Origin of the sequence: Nocardioides sp. ChNu-153 (assembly GCF_030466625.1) — a bacterium.
Classification (GTDB): domain Bacteria; phylum Actinomycetota; class Actinomycetes; order Propionibacteriales; family Nocardioidaceae; genus Nocardioides.
This window is the reverse complement of the sequence record NZ_JADEVT010000003.1, coordinates 196,517-218,351: the sequence shown is the minus strand read 5'-3', so window position 1 is coordinate 218,351 and position 21,835 is coordinate 196,517. Positions and strand designations below refer to the sequence as shown.

General features: G+C 75.8%; 26 protein-coding genes. 16 read left to right on the top strand and 10 right to left on the bottom strand.

Going from position 1 to position 21,835, the window contains the following annotated elements:
- The first annotated feature begins 33 nt into the window (after positions 1-33).
- Positions 34-480, top strand: a complete 447-nt coding sequence (locus INN71_RS07040; protein WP_277500098.1) for a hypothetical protein — start codon at positions 34-36, stop codon at positions 478-480.
- Here the strand turns inward: INN71_RS07040 and INN71_RS07035 are convergent.
- Together INN71_RS07035 and INN71_RS07030 are read right to left on the bottom strand one after the other, a co-directional pair.
- Positions 477-824 carry a TraR/DksA C4-type zinc finger protein gene (locus tag INN71_RS07035; RefSeq protein ID WP_277500099.1) on the bottom strand — a complete coding sequence of 116 codons (348 nt, stop codon included), beginning with the start codon at positions 822-824 and terminating at the stop codon, positions 477-479. The genes INN71_RS07040 and INN71_RS07035 overlap by 4 nt on opposite strands.
- A gap of 35 nt (positions 825-859) precedes the next feature.
- A complete protein-coding gene (locus INN71_RS07030) occupies positions 860-1,537 on the bottom strand; it encodes a TetR/AcrR family transcriptional regulator (protein WP_277500100.1) in 678 nt (225 codons plus the stop codon).
- 119 nt (positions 1,538-1,656) lie between these two features.
- Here INN71_RS07030 and INN71_RS07025 point away from each other — a divergent pair, with 119 nt between their 5' ends.
- Positions 1,657-2,385: a hypothetical protein gene (locus tag INN71_RS07025; RefSeq protein ID WP_277500101.1), complete on the top strand. Its 729-nt coding sequence runs from the start codon at positions 1,657-1,659 to the stop codon at positions 2,383-2,385.
- Here INN71_RS07025 and INN71_RS07020 read toward each other — a convergent pair.
- The 3 genes from INN71_RS07020 to INN71_RS07010 form a co-directional block, all read right to left on the bottom strand.
- Positions 2,307-3,950 (bottom strand): ABC transporter transmembrane domain-containing protein, encoded by a 1,644-nt coding sequence (locus INN71_RS07020; RefSeq protein ID WP_301799993.1) that lies wholly within the window; start codon positions 3,948-3,950, stop codon positions 2,307-2,309. The genes INN71_RS07025 and INN71_RS07020 overlap by 79 nt on opposite strands.
- Positions 3,947-5,074: a hypothetical protein gene (locus INN71_RS07015; protein ID WP_301799992.1), complete on the bottom strand. Its 1,128-nt coding sequence runs from the start codon at positions 5,072-5,074 to the stop codon at positions 3,947-3,949. Before INN71_RS07015 ends, INN71_RS07020 begins: the two co-directional genes overlap by 4 nt.
- Before the next feature lie 112 nt (positions 5,075-5,186).
- Positions 5,187-5,747 carry a dihydrofolate reductase family protein gene (locus tag INN71_RS07010; protein WP_301799991.1) on the bottom strand — a complete coding sequence of 187 codons (561 nt, stop codon included), beginning with the start codon at positions 5,745-5,747 and terminating at the stop codon, positions 5,187-5,189.
- Positions 5,748-6,131: 384 nt separating this feature from the next.
- On the opposite strand from INN71_RS07010, the gene INN71_RS07005 reads away from it, so the two are divergent.
- Positions 6,132-6,431 (top strand): DUF1905 domain-containing protein, encoded by a 300-nt coding sequence (locus tag INN71_RS07005; protein WP_301799990.1) that lies wholly within the window; start codon positions 6,132-6,134, stop codon positions 6,429-6,431.
- 3 nt (positions 6,432-6,434) lie between these two features.
- On the opposite strand, the gene INN71_RS07000 is transcribed toward INN71_RS07005, so the two are convergent.
- A complete protein-coding gene (locus INN71_RS07000; protein WP_301799989.1) occupies positions 6,435-6,734 on the bottom strand; it encodes a hypothetical protein in 300 nt (99 codons plus the stop codon).
- Between the two features lie 138 nt (positions 6,735-6,872).
- Between INN71_RS07000 and INN71_RS06995 the strand changes: the two genes are divergently transcribed.
- The 4 genes from INN71_RS06995 (at position 6,873) to INN71_RS06980 (ending at position 11,171) form a co-directional block, all read left to right on the top strand.
- Positions 6,873-7,205, top strand: a complete 333-nt coding sequence (locus INN71_RS06995; RefSeq protein WP_301799988.1) for a YnfA family protein — start codon at positions 6,873-6,875, stop codon at positions 7,203-7,205.
- Positions 7,206-7,287: 82 nt separating this feature from the next.
- Positions 7,288-8,328 (top strand): LLM class flavin-dependent oxidoreductase, encoded by a 1,041-nt coding sequence (locus INN71_RS06990; protein ID WP_301799987.1) that lies wholly within the window; start codon positions 7,288-7,290, stop codon positions 8,326-8,328.
- Between the two features lie 135 nt (positions 8,329-8,463).
- Positions 8,464-9,645 (top strand): glycerate kinase, encoded by a 1,182-nt coding sequence (locus INN71_RS06985; protein WP_301799986.1) that lies wholly within the window; start codon positions 8,464-8,466, stop codon positions 9,643-9,645.
- A complete protein-coding gene (locus INN71_RS06980; protein WP_301799985.1) occupies positions 9,642-11,171 on the top strand; it encodes an SLC13 family permease in 1,530 nt (509 codons plus the stop codon). Before INN71_RS06985 ends, INN71_RS06980 begins: the two co-directional genes overlap by 4 nt.
- A gap of 36 nt (positions 11,172-11,207) precedes the next feature.
- Here INN71_RS06980 and trxA read toward each other — a convergent pair whose 3' ends face one another.
- Positions 11,208-11,603 (bottom strand): thioredoxin, encoded by a 396-nt coding sequence (trxA, locus tag INN71_RS06975; protein ID WP_301799984.1) that lies wholly within the window; start codon positions 11,601-11,603, stop codon positions 11,208-11,210.
- A gap of 159 nt (positions 11,604-11,762) precedes the next feature.
- Between trxA and INN71_RS06970 the strand changes: the two genes are divergently transcribed.
- Together INN71_RS06970 and INN71_RS06965 are read left to right on the top strand one after the other, a co-directional pair.
- Entirely contained in the window at positions 11,763-12,266 is a 504-nt protein-coding gene (locus tag INN71_RS06970; protein WP_301799983.1) for a ribonuclease H, read from the top strand.
- A gap of 98 nt (positions 12,267-12,364) precedes the next feature.
- Complete coding sequence (locus INN71_RS06965) at positions 12,365-13,585, top strand: pyridoxal phosphate-dependent aminotransferase (protein ID WP_277500751.1); 1,221 nt, start codon at positions 12,365-12,367, stop codon at positions 13,583-13,585.
- 16 nt (positions 13,586-13,601) lie between these two features.
- Here the strand turns inward: INN71_RS06965 and INN71_RS06960 are convergent, their stop codons facing one another.
- Together INN71_RS06960 and INN71_RS06955 are read right to left on the bottom strand one after the other, a co-directional pair.
- Complete coding sequence (locus INN71_RS06960) at positions 13,602-14,972, bottom strand: sodium:proton antiporter (RefSeq protein ID WP_301799981.1); 1,371 nt, start codon at positions 14,970-14,972, stop codon at positions 13,602-13,604.
- 138 nt (positions 14,973-15,110) lie between these two features.
- Positions 15,111-15,470, bottom strand: coding sequence for a helix-turn-helix domain-containing protein (locus INN71_RS06955; RefSeq protein WP_301799980.1), 360 nt, complete (start codon positions 15,468-15,470; stop codon positions 15,111-15,113).
- A 79-nt stretch (positions 15,471-15,549) separates the two neighbouring features.
- Between INN71_RS06955 and INN71_RS06950 the strand changes: the two genes are divergently transcribed.
- From INN71_RS06950 to INN71_RS06920, 7 genes are all read left to right on the top strand, one after another.
- A complete protein-coding gene (locus INN71_RS06950; protein ID WP_301799979.1) occupies positions 15,550-16,452 on the top strand; it encodes an SDR family oxidoreductase in 903 nt (300 codons plus the stop codon).
- A 168-nt stretch (positions 16,453-16,620) separates the two neighbouring features.
- Positions 16,621-17,610: an ATP-binding cassette domain-containing protein gene (locus INN71_RS06945; RefSeq protein WP_301799977.1), complete on the top strand. Its 990-nt coding sequence runs from the start codon at positions 16,621-16,623 to the stop codon at positions 17,608-17,610.
- On the top strand, positions 17,607-18,413 hold the full coding sequence (locus tag INN71_RS06940; RefSeq protein WP_301799976.1) for an ABC transporter permease: 807 nt from the start codon (positions 17,607-17,609) through the stop codon (positions 18,411-18,413). The genes INN71_RS06945 and INN71_RS06940 overlap by 4 nt, the downstream gene beginning before the upstream one ends.
- A 54-nt stretch (positions 18,414-18,467) precedes the next feature.
- Positions 18,468-19,055 carry a sugar O-acetyltransferase gene (locus INN71_RS06935; protein ID WP_301799975.1) on the top strand — a complete coding sequence of 196 codons (588 nt, stop codon included), beginning with the start codon at positions 18,468-18,470 and terminating at the stop codon, positions 19,053-19,055.
- Positions 19,052-19,726, top strand: a complete 675-nt coding sequence (locus tag INN71_RS06930) for a GNAT family N-acetyltransferase (RefSeq protein ID WP_277500743.1) — start codon at positions 19,052-19,054, stop codon at positions 19,724-19,726. Before INN71_RS06935 ends, INN71_RS06930 begins: the two co-directional genes overlap by 4 nt.
- Positions 19,727-19,786: 60 nt before the next feature.
- On the top strand, positions 19,787-20,551 hold the full coding sequence (locus tag INN71_RS06925) for a GAP family protein (RefSeq protein ID WP_301799974.1): 765 nt from the start codon (positions 19,787-19,789) through the stop codon (positions 20,549-20,551).
- A gap of 78 nt (positions 20,552-20,629) precedes the next feature.
- Positions 20,630-21,151: a PGPGW domain-containing protein gene (locus INN71_RS06920; protein WP_301799973.1), complete on the top strand. Its 522-nt coding sequence runs from the start codon at positions 20,630-20,632 to the stop codon at positions 21,149-21,151.
- Between the two features lie 3 nt (positions 21,152-21,154).
- Here the strand turns inward: INN71_RS06920 and INN71_RS06915 are convergent, their stop codons facing one another.
- Positions 21,155-21,808 (bottom strand): TetR/AcrR family transcriptional regulator, encoded by a 654-nt coding sequence (locus INN71_RS06915; RefSeq protein ID WP_301799972.1) that lies wholly within the window; start codon positions 21,806-21,808, stop codon positions 21,155-21,157.
- Positions 21,809-21,835 lie beyond the last annotated feature (27 nt).

Here is a 21,835-nt window from a genome sequence, read left to right as displayed (position 1 = left end):
ACGCGAGCCGGGCGCCGGCCCTACCGTGCCGCCATGAGCACGACGACGGCGCCGCGGGCGGTGGGCGACCTCCGCTGGGAGCAACGACGACGCCGGTGGACGCGGTGGTCGGGCCGCTCGTGGGTGCCGGCGGTGTACGCGCGGGATCCTGCTGCCCTGCGCCGCTCGGAGCGCCCCGACGCCGGCCCGTCCCTCGAGCCGTCCCGCCGCGAGGCGCTGCTGCGCCAGGCCGTGTCGGAGGAGGTGCTCGCCGGCGCGGTGGTGCGCGAGCGGGACCACCTGTGGGCGGTCCTCGGCTATCCCGGCCGCGTCTCGCACGGGTGGCACGCGGTCCTGACGCTCCTCACCGCCGGCCTGTGGGCGATCGTCTGGCTGGCCTCGACGCTCTCGACCCCCGCCGAGCGGCGGGTGCGCCTCGAGATCGACCCGTGGGGCAACGTCTGGGCCGTGGAGACGCCGCGCGGGAGGAAGCGGACCTAGCGCCGGCGCGCCGGGGCGCAGGCGACGCAGGTCGTCGCGGAGGGCCGCACCTCGAGGCGGGCGGGGTCGATGGGGCGCCCGCAGACGGTGCACGTGCCGTAGCCGCCGGTGCCGGCACGCTCGAGCGCCGCGTCGACGTCGGCCAGGCGGCGCTCGGCCTCGCGCAGCAGCGCCTCGACCTGGGCGCGCTCGAAGGCGATGGTGGCGCCCTCGGGGTCGTGCTCGTCGTCGGCGTTGCTGTCGCGGCTGGCGGCGACGAACCCGGCGTGGTCGACGCGCAGGCGCTCGATGCGCGCGAGCACGGCGGCCCGCTCCGCCCGCAGCGCGTCCGTCGTACCGCTCACCCCCCGAGCCTGCCACGCCCGCCGCCGACGCCGGCTCACCAGGCGAGGGCGGCCGCCTCCGCCGCAACGAGGGCCTCGAAGAGATCGTCGGCGGGCTCGAAGCCCCCGACCAGGTGGCCGTTCAGCTCCAGGGTCAGCGCCCCGAGCACCCGGGCGAACGCCCCGACGAGCCACAGCACCACCGGCGGCTCCAGGTCGAGGTCGAGCACCTCGGCGGTGCCGGCGAGCTGGGGCGCCAGCGTGCGCGACACCGCGTGGTCGTCGTTCGCGGCCCGCCGGGCCGACGGGGGTACGGCGGCCGCGAACGCCCGGACCACCCGCGCGGCCGGCTCGATCGTGGTCGCCGGCGCGCGGTAGCCCGGGATGGCCGAGCCGTACACGAGCGCGAAGCGGTGGGGCTCCGCCACGGCCCACGCGCGCAGCCCGTCGCAGGTCGCCGTCCACCGCGCGCGGGCGGACCCCCGCCCGGAGCCAGCCGCCTCCAGCCGGGCGGCGAGGTCGCCGTACGCGTCGACGATGAGGGCGGTCAACAGCTCGTCACGTCCCGAGAAGTAGCGGTACACCGCGCTCGAGACGACCTCGAGCTCCCGCGCGATCGCGCGCAGCGACAGGCCTGGCGCCCCCTCGGCGGCCAGCTGGGCCAGGGCGATCGTCTTGATCCGCACCAGCGTCTCCTCGCGGGCGATCTGGCGGGGGGTGCGGCGCTCGCTCATCCGCCGCATCGTGGCAGGAGTGAGCGCCCGTGACAAATGTGAGCGCCGCTCTTGCAATCGAGATGGGTCTGCGTCACGCTGGACGCATTCAGAGAGCACCGCTCACATCCGGAGGACCCATGGAGCCCGACCCGCCTACTGCCGGACCGAACGCCGGGCTGCCCGCACGATCCGCCGGCCCCGCAGCACTCCTCGCCCTCGCCGCTGCCGCGCTCGCGGCGTACCCCGCGTTGCGCGGTTCTGCGGTCGAGGACGGCCTCGCGGCCGCGGAGCTCTACGCCCGGCCGGCCTGGCTGTGGGCCCACGTGCTCGCCATGGCGGGTCTCGTGCTCGTCGCGGCCGGGTTGTCGGCCGTCGACCGGGCCGCGCACCGGGCGACGGTCGTCGCCACGGCGCTGCTCCTGCCCTACTACGGCGCCGAGGCCTACGGGCTGCACGCGGTCGGTCGCCGGGTCGTCGAGACCGGCGACGCGGCGGTGCTGAGCGCGGGTGACGGTGCGGCCGACCTGTTCCGCTACGAGCCCGTCGCGGTGACGCTCTTCGCGCTGGGCTGGGTGGCGCTGGCGGTGGCGGGGGCGCGGCTGGTCGTCGTCGCGGTACGGCGCAGCCCCGGCCCCCTCGCCGGTGCCGGCCTGGTGCTGACGGCGGTGGCGCTGGCGACGTACCTCCCGCAGTTCTTCCTGCCGCCCGGGGGGCGCGTCGCCCACGGCGTCCTGGCCGCGGTGGGCCTGCTGCTGCTCGCGGCCGACCGCGCCGGGGCGGCGCAGGGTCAGGGCGCGGCGCCGGCGACCCTGGCGGTCCCGGCGCGAACGCTTCCCCCCTCCGCGTCGAGCTCGACGGTGCGGTAGCCCGGCGCGACCTCCTCGGGGGTGTCCGAGACGAACACGACGACGCCCGGGTGCGCGGCGACGAGGGCCCGCAGGTGGCGGCGGCCCTCGGCGTCGAGCGCGGCGTCGATGCGGTCGAGGACCAGCAGCACGGGGGCGCCGAGCGCCGCCCGCGCCACCTTCACCCGGGCGACCTCGGCGGGGGTCAGGGGGTGGCCGCCGCGGCGCAGCTCGGTGCGCGCCCCCCGGGGCAGCCGCGCGAGCACGGGGTCGAGCCCCGCGGCGGTGAGGGCCGCGGTGACGGCGTCGTCGTCGGCGTCCGGGCGGCGGTAGCGCACGGCCCGCGCGAGCGTCCCCCGCTCGAGCGGTACGTCGTGGGCCGCCAGCCCGACGAGCCGCCGGCGCACGGCGGGGGCGACCCGGCCGCAGTCCCACCCGTCCACGACGACCTCGTGGCCCGGCTCGGGCGCGACGAGCCCGAGCAGCGTCGCGGTGGTCGTCGCGGCGTCGGGGCCGACGACGCGCACGCGGTCGCCCGGCCGGGCGTCGAGCAGCCCGGGCACGAACACGCGCTCGGCGTCGCTGGTGACGCGCAGGGCCGACGACCGGGTGGCCGGCGCCGACGGACCGCCCGGCCCCGGGGGCTCGCCGAGGTGCGGCGCGACGACCCGCCGCGCGGCGCGGAAGTTCTGCCGCAGCTCCGCCACCCGCCCGACGCCGGCCAGCGGCGCGGCGAGCGCCCCCGTGACGGTCAGCGCGGTCGCGAGCACCCCGGCGGGGAGGTCGTCGGCCCGGGCGACGGCCACGACGAGCGCCGCGGTGGCCCCGCCGGCGACGAGGCACGCGGCCTGGAGCAGCCCGGCGGTGCGCGCGCGGGCGACGGCCGCCGTACCGACCCGCCGGCTGTCGCGGGCGACGCGGCGCAGCTCGCGCTCCTCGCCGCCGGCGGCCACGATGCCGTCGCGGGCGCGGAGGCTGTCGGTGACCCGCCCCGCGAGCCGACCCCGCTGCCGTCGGAGCGCGGCGGCCCGCTCGTAGGCGTGGGGCGTCACCGCGAGCAGGGCGGAGACGAGGAGCACGAGCGGTACGCCGGCGGCCAGCGCCAGCCGGGGGTGCAGCGCCGCCAGCAGGCCGAGCGAGCCCGCGACGAGCGGCACCGCGGCCACGAGCGGCGCGATGCCCTCCGCGACCCAGCCCCGCACCGCCGTCAGGTCGTTGGTGGTGCGCGCGATCGTGATGCCGAGCGAGCGGGCGCCGGCGCCCCGCAGCGCGGCGCCGACGAGGCGGCCCCGCAGCTCGTGCACGTAGTCCTGCCCCAGCCGCTCGGCCAGCACGCGCGCGCCGTACGCCGTGCCCCCCGCCGCGGCGAGCACGACGACGAGCCCGGCGGCGACGGGCGTCGTCCCGCCCGGGGGCGCGGAGACGAGCGCCCCGACGAGGAGGGCGACGGCGACCGTCAGCGCGGCCTGGGTCGTGGCGGTGGCGACGAGCAGCCCCACCAGCCCCCGCCGCCGCCCGACGAGCAGCGCCGGGAGCCGCGGGGGTGGGACCGTGGACGGCGCCGTCGGCCGGGTCGTGGGGCTCACGCCGCGGCGCGGGCGCGCACGAGGCGCGTCGCGACGGCGGGGTCGCACAGGTCGGACGTGCCGACCACCGGCACGTCGGCGGCGGCCAGCGCGCGGCGCGTCTCGCCGGTCGCGAGCGGGCTGGAGGTGACGACACCCGACGCGGCGGCCACCGGCAGGCCGTGCTCGCGCAGCACCGTCGTGCCGGCGACCGCGCCCATCGCGTCCTGGGCGGCGAACAGCACGGCGTCGACCTCGGTCGCGAACGACGGGTCGGCCACGAGCGCGGAGGTCTCGCCCTGGTAGAGCCCGTCGGCGAGCTCGACGACGACCACGTCGGGGCGGTCCAGCGCCAGCTCGTCGACGAGCGCGCTCCACAGCCCGCGCACCTCGGCGGGACGCAGGCGGTAGGTGCTGGGCAGGCCGAAGTCGGTGAAGTCGAGGACGCGCGTGGCGCCCGCGTCGCGGAACAGGTGGGCGTCGTTGCCCGCGCCCGTGCCGGTCGCCTTGCCGGCGGAGACGACGAGGCCGGCCGCGGTCAGCCCGTTGACGAGGCACGCAAGGGTCGTCGACTTGCCCGAGTTCATCGACGTGCCGAGCACGGCGACGACCAGCGGGCCGCCGGCGGGGCGGTCGCCGAGGCGCCCGCGGGCGTCCACGCCGTACGGCGCGGTCCGCGCCAGGGTCACGACGCCCTCGGCGTCGGCCAGCAGGCCCAGCGGCTCGATCGCGGTGGCCTCGGTGATCGCGGCGTGCTGCTCGACGACGGTGCCCGCGAGGCCGCCGGCCGCGACGAGGTGGCAGGGACCGAGGTCGCCCGGCACCTCGGCGAGGAACTGGTCGGGGGCGTAGCGCGCGCCGTACGCCACCACGACCTCGTCGCCGGGGAAGAGCAGCTGGCGGCGCGAGCCGGGGCCCTCGAGGCGGGTGTGCTTGCCGATCGACGTCACCCGGGCGAGCACCACGTCCCCGGCGCGGGGGACGACGCCGGACCCCGACACGAGCGAGTAGCCGGTGCCGCTCGTCGCGACGTCGGCCGCCACGTGGCGGGTCGTGTAGGCGAGCTTGGCGGCGCGCAGGCGGCGCGGGTCGAGGGTGCGGACGGTCCGGTCGGCGGCGGCGGAGGGCGCGGCGAGGGTGGTCATGACGAGGAGCCTGGGGGCGCCGGATGAGGCGACCGTGAGGCTTCCGTGAGACCTGTTCTCACCGAGCGACGCGCAGGTGAACGGCTCGTGCCGCGTCAGGCCCGTCCTGCGGTCAGTGCTGCACCTCGAGCACCGAGAGCTGCACGCCGTTGGCGTACGCCGCGTGCTCGACGAGCCGCAGCGGCGCCGTCGCCCCCGGGCCGTCGGTGGGGAAGAGGCGCTTGCCGCCGCCGAGCACGACGGGGAACGTGAGGAGGTGGTAGCGGTCGACGAGGCCGGCCGCCGCCAGGCCCTGCGCCAGGGTCGCGCTGCCGTGCACGTGGATCTCGCCGCCGTCGGTCTGCTTGAGCGCGGCGACCTCGTCGAGGGAGCGCAGCACGTGGGTGTTGTTCCACGGCGAGCCCTCCAGGGTGGTGGACACGACGTACTTCGGCATCGCGTTGTACTCCGCGAACTCCTCCATCTGCGGCCACACCGGCGCGAACTCGTCGTGGCTCACCCGGCCCAGGAGCAGCGCGGTCGCGGCCTCGGTCTCGCGGCCCTTGATCTCGTACGCCGCCTCCTCGAACGGGACCTCCGCGAACGTCCAGCCCGCGTGCGGGTGGTCGCCGCCCCCGGGGGAGTCGACGACGCCGTCGAGGCTGATGAACTCGGTGACGACCAGGGGGCGCATGGCTCTCTCCTTCGGTGGCCCGCCGGGGGCGGGGGGTGCGGTACGGCGAGTCTGACCGCCGCCGCCGACGGAACTCATCGCGGGTCACCGGACGACGCGGGCCGGGCGCGCTCCCGCCCGGGACGTGGAGAGGCCCGCGGCGAGGCCCTCTGCTGGACACCACCGCGGGCCCACCCCCACTGTGCGCCCCCAGCCACCAGCGCGGCGCGAGAGCGCGACAACTGTTGCGCAACCGTCCACCGCCCGGCCTTGAGCCTCCGGGGCCGACCTTGAGCAGGCCGGGTGTTCCTTGCGCGCCCGTTCGTGGTGGGAGCGCCGCACTTTCCGTGGCGCTGGCACCACGAACGGGGTACGGCGGGTGGGCCCCCGCCGTACCGTGCCGCCATGCAGCCCTCGATGCTCGAGCTGGAGGTCACCGGTGAGGTGTTCTGGTGGCGCGGCCCCGCGCCGTTCCACTTCGTGGCCGTCGGGCCCGAGGACGCCGAGGAGATCCGCGCGCTGGCCGCCGTCGTCACCTACGGCTGGGGGATGATCCCGGCCGTCGTCACGCTCGGCGCGACCACGCTGCCGACGTCCCTGTTCGCGAAGGACGGCGGGTACGTCGTGCCGGTCAAGGTCGCGCTGCGGCGCGCCGAGGGAGTGGAGCTGGGTGACGTGGTGACGCTGGGCGTGCGGATCGGCTGAGGCTCAGCGCGACGAGGTGTCGCGAGCGTCGTGCGCGACGGGCCGCTCGGGGGCCGCGTCGCCGTGGCCCGCCTCGACCAGCGCGCTCGCGCAGGCGGCGCCGAGGACGGCGAGCGTGTCGGCGTACGCCGCCTGACCCCGGGCCCCGCTGCGGTGGTACGCGGCACGCGCCCGGTAGAGCTGCAGGCGCAGGCCCGCGGACTGGCCGGCGTCGACGGCCTCGAGCCGGCGCAGGGCGCGGTCGAGCGCGACGTACTCGCGGACGATGTCGTCGCCCCCGTCGCGTGCGTCGGTCGTGTGCATGGCCCCCGTGACCCCTCGGTGCTGCAGTGGGTGGGTCGCGATCGCGGACCCGCGGCTGATCGTGCCACACCCCCCGCCCCCGCCGCAGGGTCTCTCCACCGTGATCCCGCCCGTTCCCCGACGGCCTAGCCTGACCGCGTGGTCGCCCGCTCCCTCGCCCTGTTCGCCGTCGCCGCCGTGCTCGAGATCGGCGGGGCCTGGATGGTGTGGCAGGGCCTGCGCGAGCACCGCGGCTGGCTCTGGGTGGGGGTCGGGTTCCTGGCCCTCGGCGCGTACGGCGTGGTCGCGACCTTCCAGCCCGACGCCCACTTCGGGCGCATCCTCGCGGCGTACGGCGGGGTGTTCGTGGCCGGCTCGATCCTGTGGGGGATGGTGGCCGACGGCTACCGCCCCGACCGCTGGGACGTGGCCGGCGCCGCGATCTGCCTCGCCGGGATGGCCGTGATCATGTACGCGCCCCGCGAGGGGTGAGCGGAATCCTGGGACGACTAAAGTGGTTGACTGTGCAACCAGATCGGGCCACCGCCCGGCAGCCGACCCACCGGAGGCACCCATGACCGTCCACCTCGGCCTCGACACGTTCGGGGACGTCACCGTCGACGACGACGGCCGGCCCGTTCCCCACGCCCAGGTCGTGCGCGACGTCGTCGAGCAGGCCGTGCTCGCCGACCAGGTGGGGGTCGACGCCATCGGCATCGGCGAGCACCACCGCGACGACTACGCGGTCTCCGCCCCCGACGTCGTGCTGGCCGCGGTCGCCGCGCGCACCGAGCGCATCCTGCTGGGCACCGCCGTCACCGTGCTGAGCTCCGACGACCCGGTGCGCGTCTACGAGCGGTTCGCCACGATCGACGCGCTCGCCCCGGGCCGCGCCGAGGTGACGCTGGGCCGCGGCTCCTTCACCGAGTCGTTCCCCCTCTTCGGCTTCGAGCTCGGCGACTACGAGCGGCTCTTCTCCGAGAAGCTCGACCTGTGGGCGGCGCTGCAGGCCGACGGCCCCGTCAGCTGGCGCGGCTCCGTGCGCGGGCCGCTCGAGGAGGCCGAGGTCTTCCCGCGGCCCACCGCCGGCCACATCCCGACCTGGGTCGGCGTCGGCGGCTCGCCCGAGTCGGTCGTGCGGGCGGCGCACTACCGGTTCCCGATGATGCTCGCCATCATCGGCGGCGAGCCGGAGCGCTTCGGTCCCTACGTGGACCTCTACCACCGCGCACTGCGCGAGCTGGGCGACGACGCGGACGCGCCGCTGCTGCCGGTGGGCGTGCACTCGCCCGGCTTCGTGGCCGACACCGACGAGGAGGCGCGCGAGCTGCTGTTCCCGCACTTCAAGGCCAACCGCGACCGAATCGGCCGCGAGCGCGGCTGGGGCCCGGCGACCCGCGAGCAGTTCGACGCCGAGATCGAGGTCGGCTCGCTCTACGTCGGCTCGCCGGAGACCGTCGCGGCGAAGATCGCCCGCACCGTGCGCGGGCTCGGCGTGCAGCGCTTCGACCTGAAGTACTCCAACGGCCCGATGCCGCACGGCCGGCTCATGCGAGCCATCGAGCTCTACGGCACGCAGGTCGCCCCGCGCGTGCGGGAGCTGCTGGCCGACTGACGCGGCCCGGCCACCCGGCTCGCGCGGCGCCTCCGTGAGAGGTGCCTCATGGACGACTCACAGGTGTCTCACGGGTGAACGGCACCGTCCTCCTCAGCGCGCGGCGATCGCCGCGCCCACGAGGAGGAGCAGCCGATGATGAACGTCCCGGGCCGGGTCCTGATCGCCCCCAGCGGATTCAAGGAGAGCCTGTCGGCCGAGCAGGTGGCCGACGCCATCGCCGCGGGAGTACGGCGTGCCCTCCCCGGGGTCGTCGTCGACCGCGTCCCGGTGGTCGACGGGGGTGAGGGCTCGGCGCGCACCCTGGCCGCGGCGACCGGCGGTCGCCTCGTCACCCGCACGGTGACGGGCCCCGTCGGCGAGCCGGTCACGGCCACGCTCGCCCTGCTCGGCGGCGAGGCCCGCGGCACCGCGGTCGTCGAGATGGCCCAGGCCGCCGGGCTGCGGCTCGTGCCCGCCGGGCTGCGCGACCCCGGCGCCACGACGACCCGCGGCGTCGGTGAGCTGATCCGGGCCGCGCTCGACGAGGGTGCCCGTCGCATCCTCGTCGGCTGCGGCGACTCCGGCACCTGCGACGGCGGCGCCGGCGCGCTCCAGGCGCTGGGCGCGCGGGTGCGCGACGCCCGCGGCGCCGAGGTCGGGCCCGGTGGCAGCGCCCTGGCTGACGTCGCCTCGCTCGACCTCTCCGGGCTGGACCCCCGCCTGGCCGACGTCGACCTCCTCGTCGCCTGCAACCCCCACAACGTGCTGACCGGCCCGCGCGGCGTCGCCCGCGTGTTCGGCCCGCAGAAGGGGGCGAGCCCGGCGCAGGTCGAGCTGCTGGCCGGTGCCATGGAGCGCTGGGCCGAGGTGCTGCGCCGCGACGGCGTGCAGGCCGCGGGCGTCGACCTCGCGACCGGGCCCTGCACCGGCGCCTCCGGCGGGCTCGGCGCGGGCCTCGCCGCGGGCCTCGGCGCCCGCCTCATGCCGCGCTTCGACGTGATGCTCGACCACGTCGACCTCGACGACCTCATCGCGCGCGCCGACCTCGTCATCACCGCCGAGGGTGCCGTCGACGAGCAGACGCCGCACGGCAAGGTGCCGGCCGAGGTCGCGCGCCGGGCGAAGGCGCAGGGCAAGCCGGTCTTCGCCCTGGCCGGCACCATCGGGCGCCGCGCCCACCACGTGCACGACATCGGCATCGACGCCGTCGCGTCGATCGTGCCGCTGCCGCTCAGCCTCGAGGAGTCGATCGCCCGCTGCCCCGAGCTGCTGACCGAGGCCGCCGAGCGCGCGATGCGGCTCGTGCTCATCGGGTGCCAGATGGGGGCGGCGTGAGCGTCGACGTCGACACCCGGCCGATCACCGGGGTGGGGGAGCACCCGCCGTACGAGGAGGGGACGCGGCCGCTGCCCGGTCGGCCGGGCCCGCGGCGCCCGGGGGTGCGGGTCTCAGGCCGCACCACCTGGGCGGCGGCGCTCGTCGTCGACGTGGCCGCGCTCGTGACGGTGCCCGACGGGCTGTCGCTCGACGCCCGGCTGGCGCTGCTGGCCTTCGGCGTCGCGACGGTGCTGTGGACGCTGACGGACCTCGACGCGGGGTACGTCGCCCTCGGCGCCGGCGTGCTCGCCACCGTGCCGGTCGGCGGGCAGGACGCCCTCTTCGCCTCGCTCGGCAACGACGTCGTCTGGCTCGTGGTCGGGGCCTTCGTGGTGGGCGGGGCGCTGGCCCGCTCGGGCCTCGCGGGGCGGCTCACGGCCGCCGTCGTCGGCCGGGCCCGGACCGTGGGCGGCACCTTCTGGCTCGTCACCGCGGCGATCGTGCCGCTGGCGTTCCTCGTGCCCTCCACGTCGGGTCGCGCGGCCGTGCTGCTGCCGGTGCACCGCGCGCTGGGCGAGCACCTCGACGGCCCGAGGACCGGGCACGGCGACCGCGGCAGCGAGCGGCGCGTGACCCGCGCGCTGGCCCTGCTCGTGCCGAGCGTCGTGCTCGTGTCCACCGTCGGCACGCTCGTCGGGGCGACCTCGCACCTCGTGGCCGTCGACCTGCTGCACCAGGCGACGGGGGAGACGATCTCGTACGCCGCGTGGGCGCTGTGGGGCATGCCGTTCGCGATCGCCGCGAGCGCGCTGACCTGCCTGGCGGTGCAGCTGCTCTTCCTGCGGCGCGACGAGCGGCGGCGGGCGGTCGCCGTACCGGCCGTGGAGCGAGCGCCCTGGAGCCGTGCGGAGCGGGTGGCGGGCGCGGTGCTCGGGCTCGCCCTGGCCGGGTGGCTCACCGAGCCGCTGCACGGCCTCGAGATCGCGACGGTGACGCTGCTGGCGGCCCTCGCGCTCTGCGCCCCCGCGGTCGGGGTGATGACGTGGAAGGAGGGGCTCGGCGAGGTGTCGTGGTCGCTCGTGCTCTTCGTGGCCGGCGCGCTGGCGCTCGGCGGCGCGCTCGTGTCGTCGGGCGCGGGCGACTGGGTCGTCGGCGGCCTCTTCGCGCTCAGCGGCGTCCAGGACCTGGCGTCGCCGCTCGCGGTCGTGGCGGTGCTGGCGCTGCTGAGCGCGACGGCGCACCTCTACGTCACGTCGCACACGGTGCGGGCGATCGCGCTCGTGCCGCCGTCGCTCTACCTCGCCGCCAGCCTCGACCTCGACGCGGTGGCGGTGGTGTTCCTCGTCAGCACCGGTATCGACTACTGCCTGACGCTGCCGGTCAGCTCGAAGGCGCTGCTCGTGTTCGCCGACGCCGACGACCGTGGCGACGGGTTCGCGCCGCGCGACCTGCTGCGGCTCTCGGCGGTGCTGCTGCCGGCCTGGGTCGCGCTGGTCGTCGTGACCTACGAGGTGTGGTGGAGCCGCACCGGCCTGGCCCTGTGAGGGGTCCTGTCACGGGCCGGGCCGGCGCGGCCCCGCTCAGGCCTGCGGGCCCGGCTGGTCCTGCTGGGCCGCCTTCTCGGCGGCCTCCTGCTCCGCCAGGGCGGCCTCGACGTCGAGGTCCTTCACGGCGGTGATGAGCTGCTCCAGCGCGGTGGCCGGCAGGGCGCCCGCCTCGCGGTAGACCAGCTGGCCCTTCTTGAACGCCATCAGCGTCGGGATCGACGTGATCTGCGCGGCCTGCGCGAGCTGGGCCTCGGCCTCGGTGTCGACCTTCGCGAACACCACGTCGCCGTGCTGCTCCGAGGCCTTGTCGAAGACGGGCGCGAACTGGCGGCAGGGGCCGCACCACGACGCCCAGAAGTCCACCAGCACCAGGTCGTTCTCCATCACGGTGCGCTCGAAGTCGGCGGCACCCACGGTCACGGTCGTCATCTGCACTCCTGTCGTCGTCGGCAGCGGTCCGTGCTACCCCTGCCCAACGCCGCCGACCGGCTTGGTGTTCCCCGGGTACGCCGGGAGCCCGCCGCGCGGCTACGGTCTCCTCTCCACCCGCCCGACCCCCGCGCCCCCCGCCGACCGAGGAGCCCCTCCGTGCCGACCGCGTCCCGCCGTACCCCCGCCACCCGCACCACCCGGGCGCGCCGCCCGCGGCCCGCGGACATGGTGGCGCCGCCCGGGGCCGTCGAGGTCTTCACCGACGGCGCCTGCGCGGGCAACCCCGGCCCGGGCGGCTGGGCGTGGGCGCTCGACCAGACCACGCACGCGTCGGGCGGCGAGCGGGCCTCGACGAACCAGCGCATGGAGATCCGCGCCGCCCTCGAGGCGGTGCTCGCCAACCCCGGGCCGCTGGTGGTGGTCAGCGACTCGACGTACGTCGTGCACTGCTTCCGCGACCGCTGGTGGGCGGGCTGGCTCGAGCGCGGCTGGACCAACAGCGCGCGCAAGCCGGTCGCCAACCGCGACCTGTGGGAGCCGCTCGTCGCCGAGGTGTCGGGCCGCGGCGACGTGGCGTTCCGCTGGGTGAAGGGTCACTCGGGCGACGTCATGAACGACTTCGTCGACCGCCTCGCGGTCGCGGCGAGCAAGCAGGCGTAGGAGGCGGGGCCCCGAGCGGTCCACCGGCTCCGGGTCGGACCGCCGCGCGCGGCAAACCCGCGCGCACCCCGACGCCCGGGGCTGCGAGACTGAGCCGCATGCGCGACATCGTCCAGAGCAAGAAGCTGCAGAACGTGCGCTACGACGTGCGGGGCCCGATCCTCGTCGAGGCACAGCGGCTGGAGGCGGAGGGTCACCGGATCCTCAAGCTGAACATCGGCAACCCGGCGCCCTTCGGGTTCGAGGCGCCGCAGTCGATCGTGGCCGACATGGTCGCGCACCTGCCCGACGCGCAGGGCTACTCCGACTCGCGGGGGATCTACTCGGCGCGCACCGCGGTGGCGCAGTACTACCAGTCCCGCGGCCTCACCGAGACCGCCGTCGACGACGTGTTCATCGGCAACGGCGTCTCCGAGATGATCTCGCTGGTCCTGCAGGCCTTCCTCGACGACGGCAACGAGATCCTCGTGCCGGCCCCGGACTACCCGCTGTGGACGGGAGCGGTGACCCTCTCGGGCGGTACGCCGGTGCACTACCGCTGCGACGAGGAGGACGGGTGGAACCCCGACCTCGCCGACATCGAGGCCAAGATCACCCCGGCCACGCAGGGCATCGTCATCATCAACCCGAACAACCCGACGGGCGCGGTCTACAGCGAGGAGACCGTCAAGGGCCTCGTCGACATCGCCCGGCGCCACGAGCTGGTCGTCTTCAGCGACGAGATCTACGAGAAGATCCTGTTCGACGACGCGGTGCACCACCACACGGCCGCGTACGCCGGCGACGACGTGCTCTGCCTGACGTTCTCGGGGCTCTCGAAGGCCTACCGGATCGCGGGCTACCGCGCCGGCTGGGTGATGATCTCGGGCCCCCGCCACGCCGCGGCGAGCTTCCTCGAGGGCCTGACGCTGCTCGCCAACATGCGCATGTGCGCGAACGTGCCGGCCCAGCACGCGATCCAGACCGCGCTCGGGGGCTACCAGTCGATCAACGAGTACATCGTGCCCGGCGGTCGGTTCTACGAGCAGTCCAAGACGGCCTGGCGCCTGCTCAACGAGATCGAGGGCGTCTCCTGCGTCGAGCCGATGGGCGCGCTCTACTGCTTCCCGCGGCTCGACACCGAGATGTTCGGCATCGTCGACGACCAGGCGTTCGTGCTCGACCTGCTGCGCGCGAAGAAGCTGCTGGTCACGCACGGCACGGGCTTCAACTGGTTCGAGCCCGACCACTTCCGGCTCGTCACGCTGCCGGACGTCGACGTGCTGACCGAGGCGATCGAGCGGATCGCGGACTTCCTGGGGTCGCTGCGCCGCCGCTGAGCGACGCCCGGGTCCGTCAGGGCCCGGCGGCCTCCTGCACGTCGCCGTCCTCGGCCGCCGGCTGGGGACGCTGCCGCTCGAGCCACGTCATGGCGGGCGTCGCCGAGATGCCGTGCAGCACGACGGAGAAGGCGATGACGAAGCCGACCGTGGCCCACAGCGTGTCCTGGCCGGAGAAGGGGTCCTGCCCCGTCGCGTAGGCGAGGTAGTAGATCGAGCCGATCCCCCGGATGCCGAAGAACGCCGTGACCCAGCGCTCGCGCGGCTGGAGGTGGTCGTCGCCGACCCGGTCGCGGGGGCGCGGGCCGATCCGCAGGGCCAGCCACGCCGTGACCGGACGGACCAGCAGGACGAGGGCGATGCCCAGGACGGCGCCCCGCCAGCTGAGCGCGTCGAGCAGCCCGCCGGAGATCGCGACCCCCAGGAGGAGGAGCACCACGAGCGTCAGCAGCCGCTCGAGCCGTTCCACGACCCCGTGCATGAGCGCGTGGTAGCTGTCGGTGCGGTCGAAGGACCGCAACGTCATGGCGCACGCGAACACGGCCAGGAAGCCGTACCCCTGGGCGACCTCCGCCGCGCCGTACGAGAGCAGGACGGCGGCGAGCACGAGGAGGGGCTCACCCGTCTCCGCCGTGCGGACCGACCGCACGCGGGACCGGAAGGCCGCCTTGGCGAGCGCCCACCCGATGAGCATCCCGACGGCCGCGCCGACCACGATCTTGCCGACGAGGTCCCAGGCCAGCCACTTCCCGACGTCGTCCAGCGCCGACCCGGCACCCACGACGATGATGGCGAGGTAGACGAACGGGAAGGCGAGCGCGTCGTTGAGCCCGGCCTCGGACGTCAGCGCGAAGCGGACCTCGTCGCGCTCGTCGACGGCCCCGTCCACCTGGTCGTCGTCCTCCTCGTCGGTGGTGGGGCCCGCGACCTGCACGTCGGAGGCGAGCACGGGGTCGGTCGGCGCGAGGACGGCGCCGAGCAGGAGCGCCGACGCGGGCGCCAGGCCGAGCACCCACCAGCCCAGCCACGCCGCGGCCGCGATGGAGAGCGGCATCGCGATCAGCAGCAGGCGCCACGTCGTGCCCCACCGCCGCCACGACGCGCGGGAGCGGAAGCTGAGCGGCCGGTCGAGAGCGAGCCCCACGCCCATGAGCGAGACCAGCACGGTCAGCTCGGCGAGGTGCTCGATGAACGGGCGGTCCTCCGTGGGCGACAGCACGACCTCCGCCGGCAGCGGCAGGAGCCCCGCCAGCACCCCCACGCCGAGCAGCACGGTGGGGGCGGACAGGGCCACGGAGCTCAGTGCGTGGGGGAGCACCACGGCGAGCAGCAGGGAGATCCCGGCCAGCAGGTAGACGAAGTCGGCGTTGATCAGGTCCGTGGGCATGGGTCCGTCCTGGGGGGTGGGCGGGGACTGCGGCGAGCCGGGGCTGCGGAGCCTCGGCTCGGCACCACGACGACCACGGCGACCGATGGCGGTCGCGGCCCGGTACCCATCCGCCGGCCGCGCGGGCGGCGGGCCTCCTCAGCTCGTCGCGCCGCCGACCCGCCCCTGCGCCCACCGGGCGAGGGGCTCGAGCAGCGCGGCGGCCTCCTCGCCGGCGGGCGTCAGCGAGTACTCCACGTGCGGCGGGACGACCGGGCGCGCCTCGCGGTGCACGAGCCCGTCGGCCTCCAGGGTCTGCAGCGTCTGGATGAGCATCTTCTCGCTGACGCCGGCGATCTCGCGCTTCAGCTCGCTCCAGCGCAGCGTGCGGCCCGCGAGCCCGAGGAGCACCAGCAGGCCCCACTTGCTCGTGACGTGCTCGACCAGCAGCCGCATCTGCGGGCAGGCCGTGTCGAGGGTGCTGAGGGGCGGGGCGGGGGCCGGCGACGAGGTGGGCACCGGCTCACCTTACCTGCGGGTGGGTACCCCACTTCGAAGTCAGTACCCCGCGCCGGGAAGGGTACGTCGGTGCTGCCGGTTGAGCTCCCCGACGGCCGCGACCTGCGCGGCGTACGACGAGGAGTGGATGAACATGGCGATCGTGGTGACGGCGGCGAGCGGACAGCTCGGGCGGCTCGTGGTGGAGGCCCTGCTGCAGCGGGGCGTGGCGGCGGACGAGGTGCTCGCGACCGCCCGCGACACGGCGAAGGTGGCCGACCTGGCCGCGCGAGGGGTGCGCACGGCGCGCCTCGACTACAGCGACGTCGACGGCTCCGTGCTGGGCGCCGGCGACGTGCTGCTGCTCGTCTCCTCGAGCGAGGTGGGCCGCCGCACGGAGCAGCACCGCAACGTCATCGAGGCGGCGAGGGCCGCCGGCGTCGCCCGGATCGCCTACACGAGCGCGCCCGCCGCCGACACCTCCCCGCTGGTCGTGGCCCCCGAGCACAAGGCGACCGAGGAGCTGCTGCGCGCCTCCGGCGTGCCCTCCACCCTGCTGCGCAACGGCTGGTACACGGAGAACTACCAGCCCGCGTTCGCCCAGGCCCGCGCCACGGGTCGCATCGCCGCGGCGGCCGGGGACGGCCGGGTCGCCAGCGTCGAGCGGGCGGAGCTGGCCGAGGCGGCGGCCGTCGTGCTGACCACCGAGGGCCACGAGGGGGCCGTGCTCGAGCTCGTCGGCCAAGAGGCGTGGAGCCACGCCGAGCTGGCCGCCGCCTTCGGCGAGGTGCTCGGCACCGAGGTCGCCTACGACGCGCTCCCGGCCGAGGAGTACCGCCAGGTCCTGCTCGGCGCCGGCCTCGACGAGGGCACCGCCGGGTTCCTCGTCGCCGCCGACACCAACATCGCCGACGGCGTGCTCGCCCCCACCGGCGACGACCTGGCGCGCCTCCTGGGCCGGGCGCCGCGCACGCTGCGCCAGACGGTCGCCACCTGGGCCTGAGCCCCGGTACGTCGCGGGTCGGGCCGGTCCGGGCTGGTCCGGGCTGGTCCGGGCTGGTCCGGGCTGGTCCGGGCTGGTCTGGTCTGGTCCGATCCGCGACGCCGACGCCGATGAGTCCTGGATGTCGGCGGGGTCTGCCACGGTGGCCCCGACGAGGAGAGGACCGCGATGACCGACATGATCCGCGCTCACGGACTGGTGAAGCGCTACGGCGAGGTGGAGGCCCTCAAGGGCCTCGACCTCGCGGTGCCCGAGGGCACCGTGCTGGGGCTGCTGGGCCCGAACGGCGCGGGCAAGACCACCGCCGTGCGCATCCTGGCGACCCTGCTGAAGCCCGACGGCGGCTCGGCCGAGGTGGCCGGCGTCGACGTGGCCACCGACCCCGACGGGGTGCGCCGCCGCATCGGCCTGTCGGGTCAGTACGCGGCCGTCGACGAGCACCTGACGGGGTTCGAGAACCTCGAGATGGTCGGCCGGCTCTACGGCCTGGGCCGCGCCCGGTCGCGGGAGCGGGCGCGCGAGCTGCTGGAGCGCTTCTCGCTCGCCGACGCCGGCGACCGCCCCTCGAAGACCTACTCGGGCGGCATGCGGCGCCGCCTCGACCTGGCCGGCGCGCTGGTCGCCGCGCCCCCGGTCCTCATCCTCGACGAGCCGACGACGGGGCTCGACCCGCGCAGCCGCCAGGAGATGTGGACCGTCATCCGCGAGCTGGTGTCGGGCGGCTCGACCCTGCTGCTGACGACGCAGTACCTGGAGGAGGCCGACCGCCTCGCCGACGACATCGTCGTCATCGACCACGGGCGCGCGATCGCCCGCGGCACGGCCGACGACCTCAAGGCGCAGACCGGCGGCGAGCGGATCGAGGCGGTGCTGCGCGACGGCGCCGACCTCGACACGGCCCGGCGCGTGCTCGCGGCCGAGGCGGTCGCCGAGGTGCAGGTCGACGCGGGCGGCCGCACCCTCACGGCACCGGTGACGTCCGGCGTACCGGCACTGCGGCGGGCCCTGGAGGCCCTGGAGCGGGAGGGCGTCGCGCTGCTCGACGTCGGCCTGCGCCGGCCCACGCTCGACGACGTCTTCCTCACCCTCACCGGCCGGGCCGCCGAGCCCGGCTCCGGTGACGACCAGCCCGCCACGACCTCGCAGGAGTCCCGATGAGCACCCTGGCCCGCACCGCCAGCGACGGCTGGGTGGTCACGAAGCGCAACCTCATCAAGATCAAGCGGGTGCCCGAGGTGCTCGTCTTCGTCCTCGTCAGCCCGATCATGTTCGTGCTGCTCTTCGCCTTCGTCTTCGAGGGCGCGATCGGTTCCGAGGGCGGGATCGGCTACCGCGAGTTCCTCATCGGCGGCATCTTCGCCCAGACGGTCGTGTTCGGCGCGACCTTCACGGGCGCCGGGCTGGCGGAGGACATGCAGAAGGGCATCATCGACCGGTTCCGGTCGCTGCCGATGTCCCCGTCGGCGGTGCTGGTGGGCCGCACGACCTCCGACGTGGTCTACAACGTGCTGTCGCTCGTCATCATGGCGATCACGGGCCTGCTCATCGGGTGGCGCATCCGCGAGGGCGTCGTCGACGCGGCGCTCGGGTTCGGCCTGCTGCTGCTCTTCGCCTACGCGATCAGCTGGGTGATGGCCTACGTGGGCCTGCTGGTGCCCAGCGTCGAGGTCATCAACAACGCCTCGTTCATCGTCATCATGCCGCTCACGTTCGTCTCCAACGCGTTCGTGCCGCTCGACAGCTTCAGCGGTGTGCTCCGCACGCTGGTGGAGTGGAACCCGGTGTCGACGCTGACGCAGGCGACGCGCGAGCTGTTCGGCAACGTGGACCGCTCGCTGCCGGTGCCGGACGCCTGGTCGATGCAGCACCCGGCGCTCTACACGCTCATCTGGGTGGTCATCATCCTCGTCGTGTTCGTGCCGCTCTCCGTGCGGCAGTACCGCCGCACGACGAGCCGCTGACGGGCAGCCGCTGACGGCGGCGGGGGGTCCCCGGCGGGTGGCAGGCTGGGGCGCATGAGCGCCTACGAGCCCGACGGCCGCACGATGCGCGAGCGCATGCTCGCCGGTGACCCCTACCTCGCCGACGACCCGGAGCTGGTGGCCGGCGTGGTCCGCGCGCAGCGGCTGCAGGAGGCCTACAACGCGACGGGCGTCGACGACCTCGAGCGCCGCCGCGCGCTGCTCGTCGAGCTGCTGGGCTCGGTCGGCGACGACGTGGCCATCCGTCCGCCCTTCTACGTCGACTACGGCACGCAGATCACCGTCGGCAGCCGGGTGTTCGCCAACTACGGCCTCGTCGCGCTCGACGTCGCCGCCATCACCATCGGCGACGACACCCAGATCGGCCCGAACGTGCAGCTGCTGACCCCGACCCACCCGGTCGACCCCGGGCCGCGGCGCGACAAGTGGGAGGGCGGCCGCCCCGTCACGATCGGGTCCAACGTGTGGCTCGGCGGCGGCGTCGTGGTGTGCCCCGGCGTGACGATCGGCGACGACACCGTCGTGGGGGCCGGGTCCGTCGTGACCCGCGACCTGCCTGCCGGCGTCGTGGCGGTGGGCAACCCGGCCCGGGTCGTGCGCCGGGTGGACGACCCGGCGTGAGCACCACCGGGTCCGGTACGCCGGGGGGTGCGGCTCCGCCGTACCGGCCCGACCCGGGCCCGCCGCCGCTGCCGCTGCGCACCGAGCGGCTGGTGCTGCGCGCCCACCGTGACGGCGACGCCGCGGCGCTGGCGTACTACGGCGACGCCGAGGTCACCCGCTTCATGCTCCTGCACGCCCTCGGGGAGGCGGAGCGGGACGCGATGGTCGCCCGCCGCGCGACCTCCCTCCACCCCCGGGCGCCGGGGGAGACGCTGCCGCTGGTGGTCGAGCGCGACGGCGTGGTGGTCGGCGACGTCGTGCTCAAGGTCGTCGACGCCTGGGGCGGCGTGGGCGAGGTGGGCTGGGTGCTCGACCCGCGGCACGGCGGTCGCGGCTACGCCACCGAGGCGGCGGCGGCGCTGGCCGACCTCGCGTTCGACCACTACGGGATGCACCGCGTCGAGGCGCGTCTCGACGCCCGCAACGCTGCGTCCGCCCGCGTCTGCGCCCGGCTCGGGATGCGGCTCGAGGCGCACCTGCGCCGCGACTGGTGGATGCGGGGGGAGTGGACCGACACCCAGGTGCACGCCGTGCTCGTGGAGGAGTGGCGCGCGCTCGAGCGTCCCCGGCCAGCGGGAGGCCGGCCACGCCGGGGGTCCGTACGGCCGGTGGCGAGACGACCCGGGTAGGGCCGGGGAGCGACCTTCGGCCGACGCGGGGCGCCCCCCGGGCCCCCTAGCGTCACCGTCGTGGACCTCGTGACCCTCGGCCTGCTCGCCGGCCTCGCCCTCGTCGACAGCACCAGCATCGGCACCCTCGTGCTGCCCCTCGTGCTGCTCACCGCCCCGCGCGTCGACGTGCGGCGCTACCTGGTGTTCCTCGGCACGGTCGGCGGCTTCTACGCGCTCGTGGGGATCGGGCTCGTGCTCGGCGCGGACGCCGCGGTCCGACTGCTCGCCGAGGTCGGCGACCTCACCTGGCTGCGGTGGGTCGAGCTCGTCGTGGGCGGGGTGCTGCTCACCGCCGGTCTCGTGGGCGACCTCGTGCTCGCCCGGGTACGCCGGTGGCGCGCGCCGCGCGGGGCCGTCGGTGGGGCCGTCGGTGGGGCCGTCGCGGGCGAGCCGGCGGCGACGCCTCGCCGTACCGCGTCGTGGCGGTCCCGGCTCGTGGGGCCGGGTGCGTCGTACCGGGTCGTCGTGGGCGTCGGCCTGGCCGCGGCGCTCGTCGAGGTGGCGAGCATGCTGCCGTTCCTCGGCGCGGTCGGGATCATCACGGCCGCCGACCTGCCGCTGGCGGCGTCGGTCGGGGTGGTGGTGGCCTACGCGCTGGTGATGGTGGCGCCGGCCCTGCTGCTGCTCGCCGGGCGCCTCGCGCTGGGGTCCCGGGTCGAGGGGCCGCTGGCCCGGTTCTCGGGTTGGCTGGAGCGGGTGACGTCCGGCGCGTCGTGGTGGGTGTTCGCGGTCGTCGGGCTCCTGCTGGTCGGCGACGCGTCGCGGGCCCTCGGCCTCGGCTGAGGTGGGGGCAGGACCGGTGACGAGGACGGGGTTCGACGAGTCGCCCCACGACGACCACCTGTCTGGGAGGCTGTGACCGTGCGTGGCGCGACGAAGCGGATCGTGGTCGAGGTGGCCGGCTGGACCCTGGTGGTGGCCGGCATCGCGGCCCTCGTGCTGCCCGGACCCGGGCTCCTCATGCTGTTCGGCGGTCTCGCGGTGCTCTCGCAGCAGTACGAGTGGGCCGAGCGGCGGCTGGCCCCGGTCGAGCGCGCCGCGATGCGCGCCGCGGCCGAGGGTGTCGAGACCGTCCCCCGCATCGTGCTCTCGTGCCTCGGCGCGGTGTGGCTCCTCGGGCTGGGCGTGCTGTGGATCGTGGGCCCGCCGGCCCCCTCGTGGTGGCCGGTGCGCGACAGCTGGTGGCTGATCGGCGGGCTCGGCACGGGCATCACCCTCGTCGCGTCGGCCGCGATCGCCGCCGGACTCATCGTCTACAGCATCCGGCGCTTCCGGGGGCCCGGCTCCCAGCGGGCGCGCGCCGCGGTCGACGCGCCGGGCGACCCCGCGGACCCCGCGCGGCGCACCGCCCCCGTGGACCCCGGCGGTCCCGCGGGCCGCTGAGCGTCAGTCGAGCGCGAGCCCGCCGAGGTAGCCCAGGCTCATCGCCACGACCTCGTCGAGCAGCTCGTCGCGGGTCAGCGGCGGGTCGGGGTCGAGAACGAACCGCACGGTGAGGTACTCGGTCGTCAGCACCACCATCCACGCCAGCCGCACTGCGCGGCCCGCCTGCTCGGGCGGGAGCCGCACGGCGAGGTACGCCGTCAGGACGTCCCGCACGCGCCGCTCGAGGGCGTCGCGGTTCGCCCGGTGGCGCGCGCCCGGGAGGTCCTCCCACACGACGTGCAGCAGGCTCGTGTCGCGCTCCAGCGCGGTGAGCAGCGCGTCGGCGGTCGAGCGCACCATCGCGGGCCCCTGCTCGCCGAGGCGGTCGAGCAGCGCCCGGGCCACGTCCTCGCTCACCCGGTCCACCCACCGCTCGGCGACGACGTCGACGAGCGCCGCCTTGTCGGGGAAGTACTGGTAGAGCGACCCCGGGCTGACTCCGGCCCGCGCCGCCACCCGGTTGGTGGTGAACGCGTCGTACCCCTCGGTGGTGAGCACCTCGCGAGCCGCGTCGACGATCCGCTCCACCATCGCGCGCGAGCGCTGCTGGCGGGGCTGTCGTCGCAGGCCAGCGGGGGTGGGCGCCGCGCGTTCGGGGCGGCGGGCCGGGCTCATGACGCGAATTGTATGCGAGCGAGTGCT

Excerpts from the sequence above, each read along its gene's own strand:
- INN71_RS07040 (WP_277500098.1), top strand. The coding sequence starts at position 34 with ATGAGCACGACGACGGCGCCGCGGGCGGTGGGCGACCTCCGCTGGGAG.
- INN71_RS07030 (WP_277500100.1), bottom strand. The coding sequence starts at position 1,537 with ATGAGCGAGCGCCGCACCCCCCGCCAGATCGCCCGCGAGGAGACGCTG.
- INN71_RS07025 (WP_277500101.1), top strand. The coding sequence starts at position 1,657 with ATGGAGCCCGACCCGCCTACTGCCGGACCGAACGCCGGGCTGCCCGCA.
- INN71_RS07015 (WP_301799992.1), bottom strand. The coding sequence starts at position 5,074 with ATGACCACCCTCGCCGCGCCCTCCGCCGCCGCCGACCGGACCGTCCGC.
- INN71_RS07010 (WP_301799991.1), bottom strand. The coding sequence starts at position 5,747 with ATGCGCCCCCTGGTCGTCACCGAGTTCATCAGCCTCGACGGCGTCGTC.
- INN71_RS07005 (WP_301799990.1), top strand. The coding sequence starts at position 6,132 with ATGCAGCCCTCGATGCTCGAGCTGGAGGTCACCGGTGAGGTGTTCTGG.
- INN71_RS07000 (WP_301799989.1), bottom strand. The coding sequence starts at position 6,734 with ATGCACACGACCGACGCACGCGACGGGGGCGACGACATCGTCCGCGAG.
- INN71_RS06990 (WP_301799987.1), top strand. The coding sequence starts at position 7,288 with ATGACCGTCCACCTCGGCCTCGACACGTTCGGGGACGTCACCGTCGAC.
- INN71_RS06985 (WP_301799986.1), top strand. The coding sequence starts at position 8,464 with ATGATGAACGTCCCGGGCCGGGTCCTGATCGCCCCCAGCGGATTCAAG.
- trxA (WP_301799984.1), bottom strand. The coding sequence starts at position 11,603 with ATGACGACCGTGACCGTGGGTGCCGCCGACTTCGAGCGCACCGTGATG.
- INN71_RS06965 (WP_277500751.1), top strand. The coding sequence starts at position 12,365 with ATGCGCGACATCGTCCAGAGCAAGAAGCTGCAGAACGTGCGCTACGAC.
- INN71_RS06960 (WP_301799981.1), bottom strand. The coding sequence starts at position 14,972 with ATGCCCACGGACCTGATCAACGCCGACTTCGTCTACCTGCTGGCCGGG.
- INN71_RS06945 (WP_301799977.1), top strand. The coding sequence starts at position 16,621 with ATGACCGACATGATCCGCGCTCACGGACTGGTGAAGCGCTACGGCGAG.
- INN71_RS06940 (WP_301799976.1), top strand. The coding sequence starts at position 17,607 with ATGAGCACCCTGGCCCGCACCGCCAGCGACGGCTGGGTGGTCACGAAG.
- INN71_RS06935 (WP_301799975.1), top strand. The coding sequence starts at position 18,468 with ATGAGCGCCTACGAGCCCGACGGCCGCACGATGCGCGAGCGCATGCTC.
- INN71_RS06915 (WP_301799972.1), bottom strand. The coding sequence starts at position 21,808 with ATGAGCCCGGCCCGCCGCCCCGAACGCGCGGCGCCCACCCCCGCTGGC.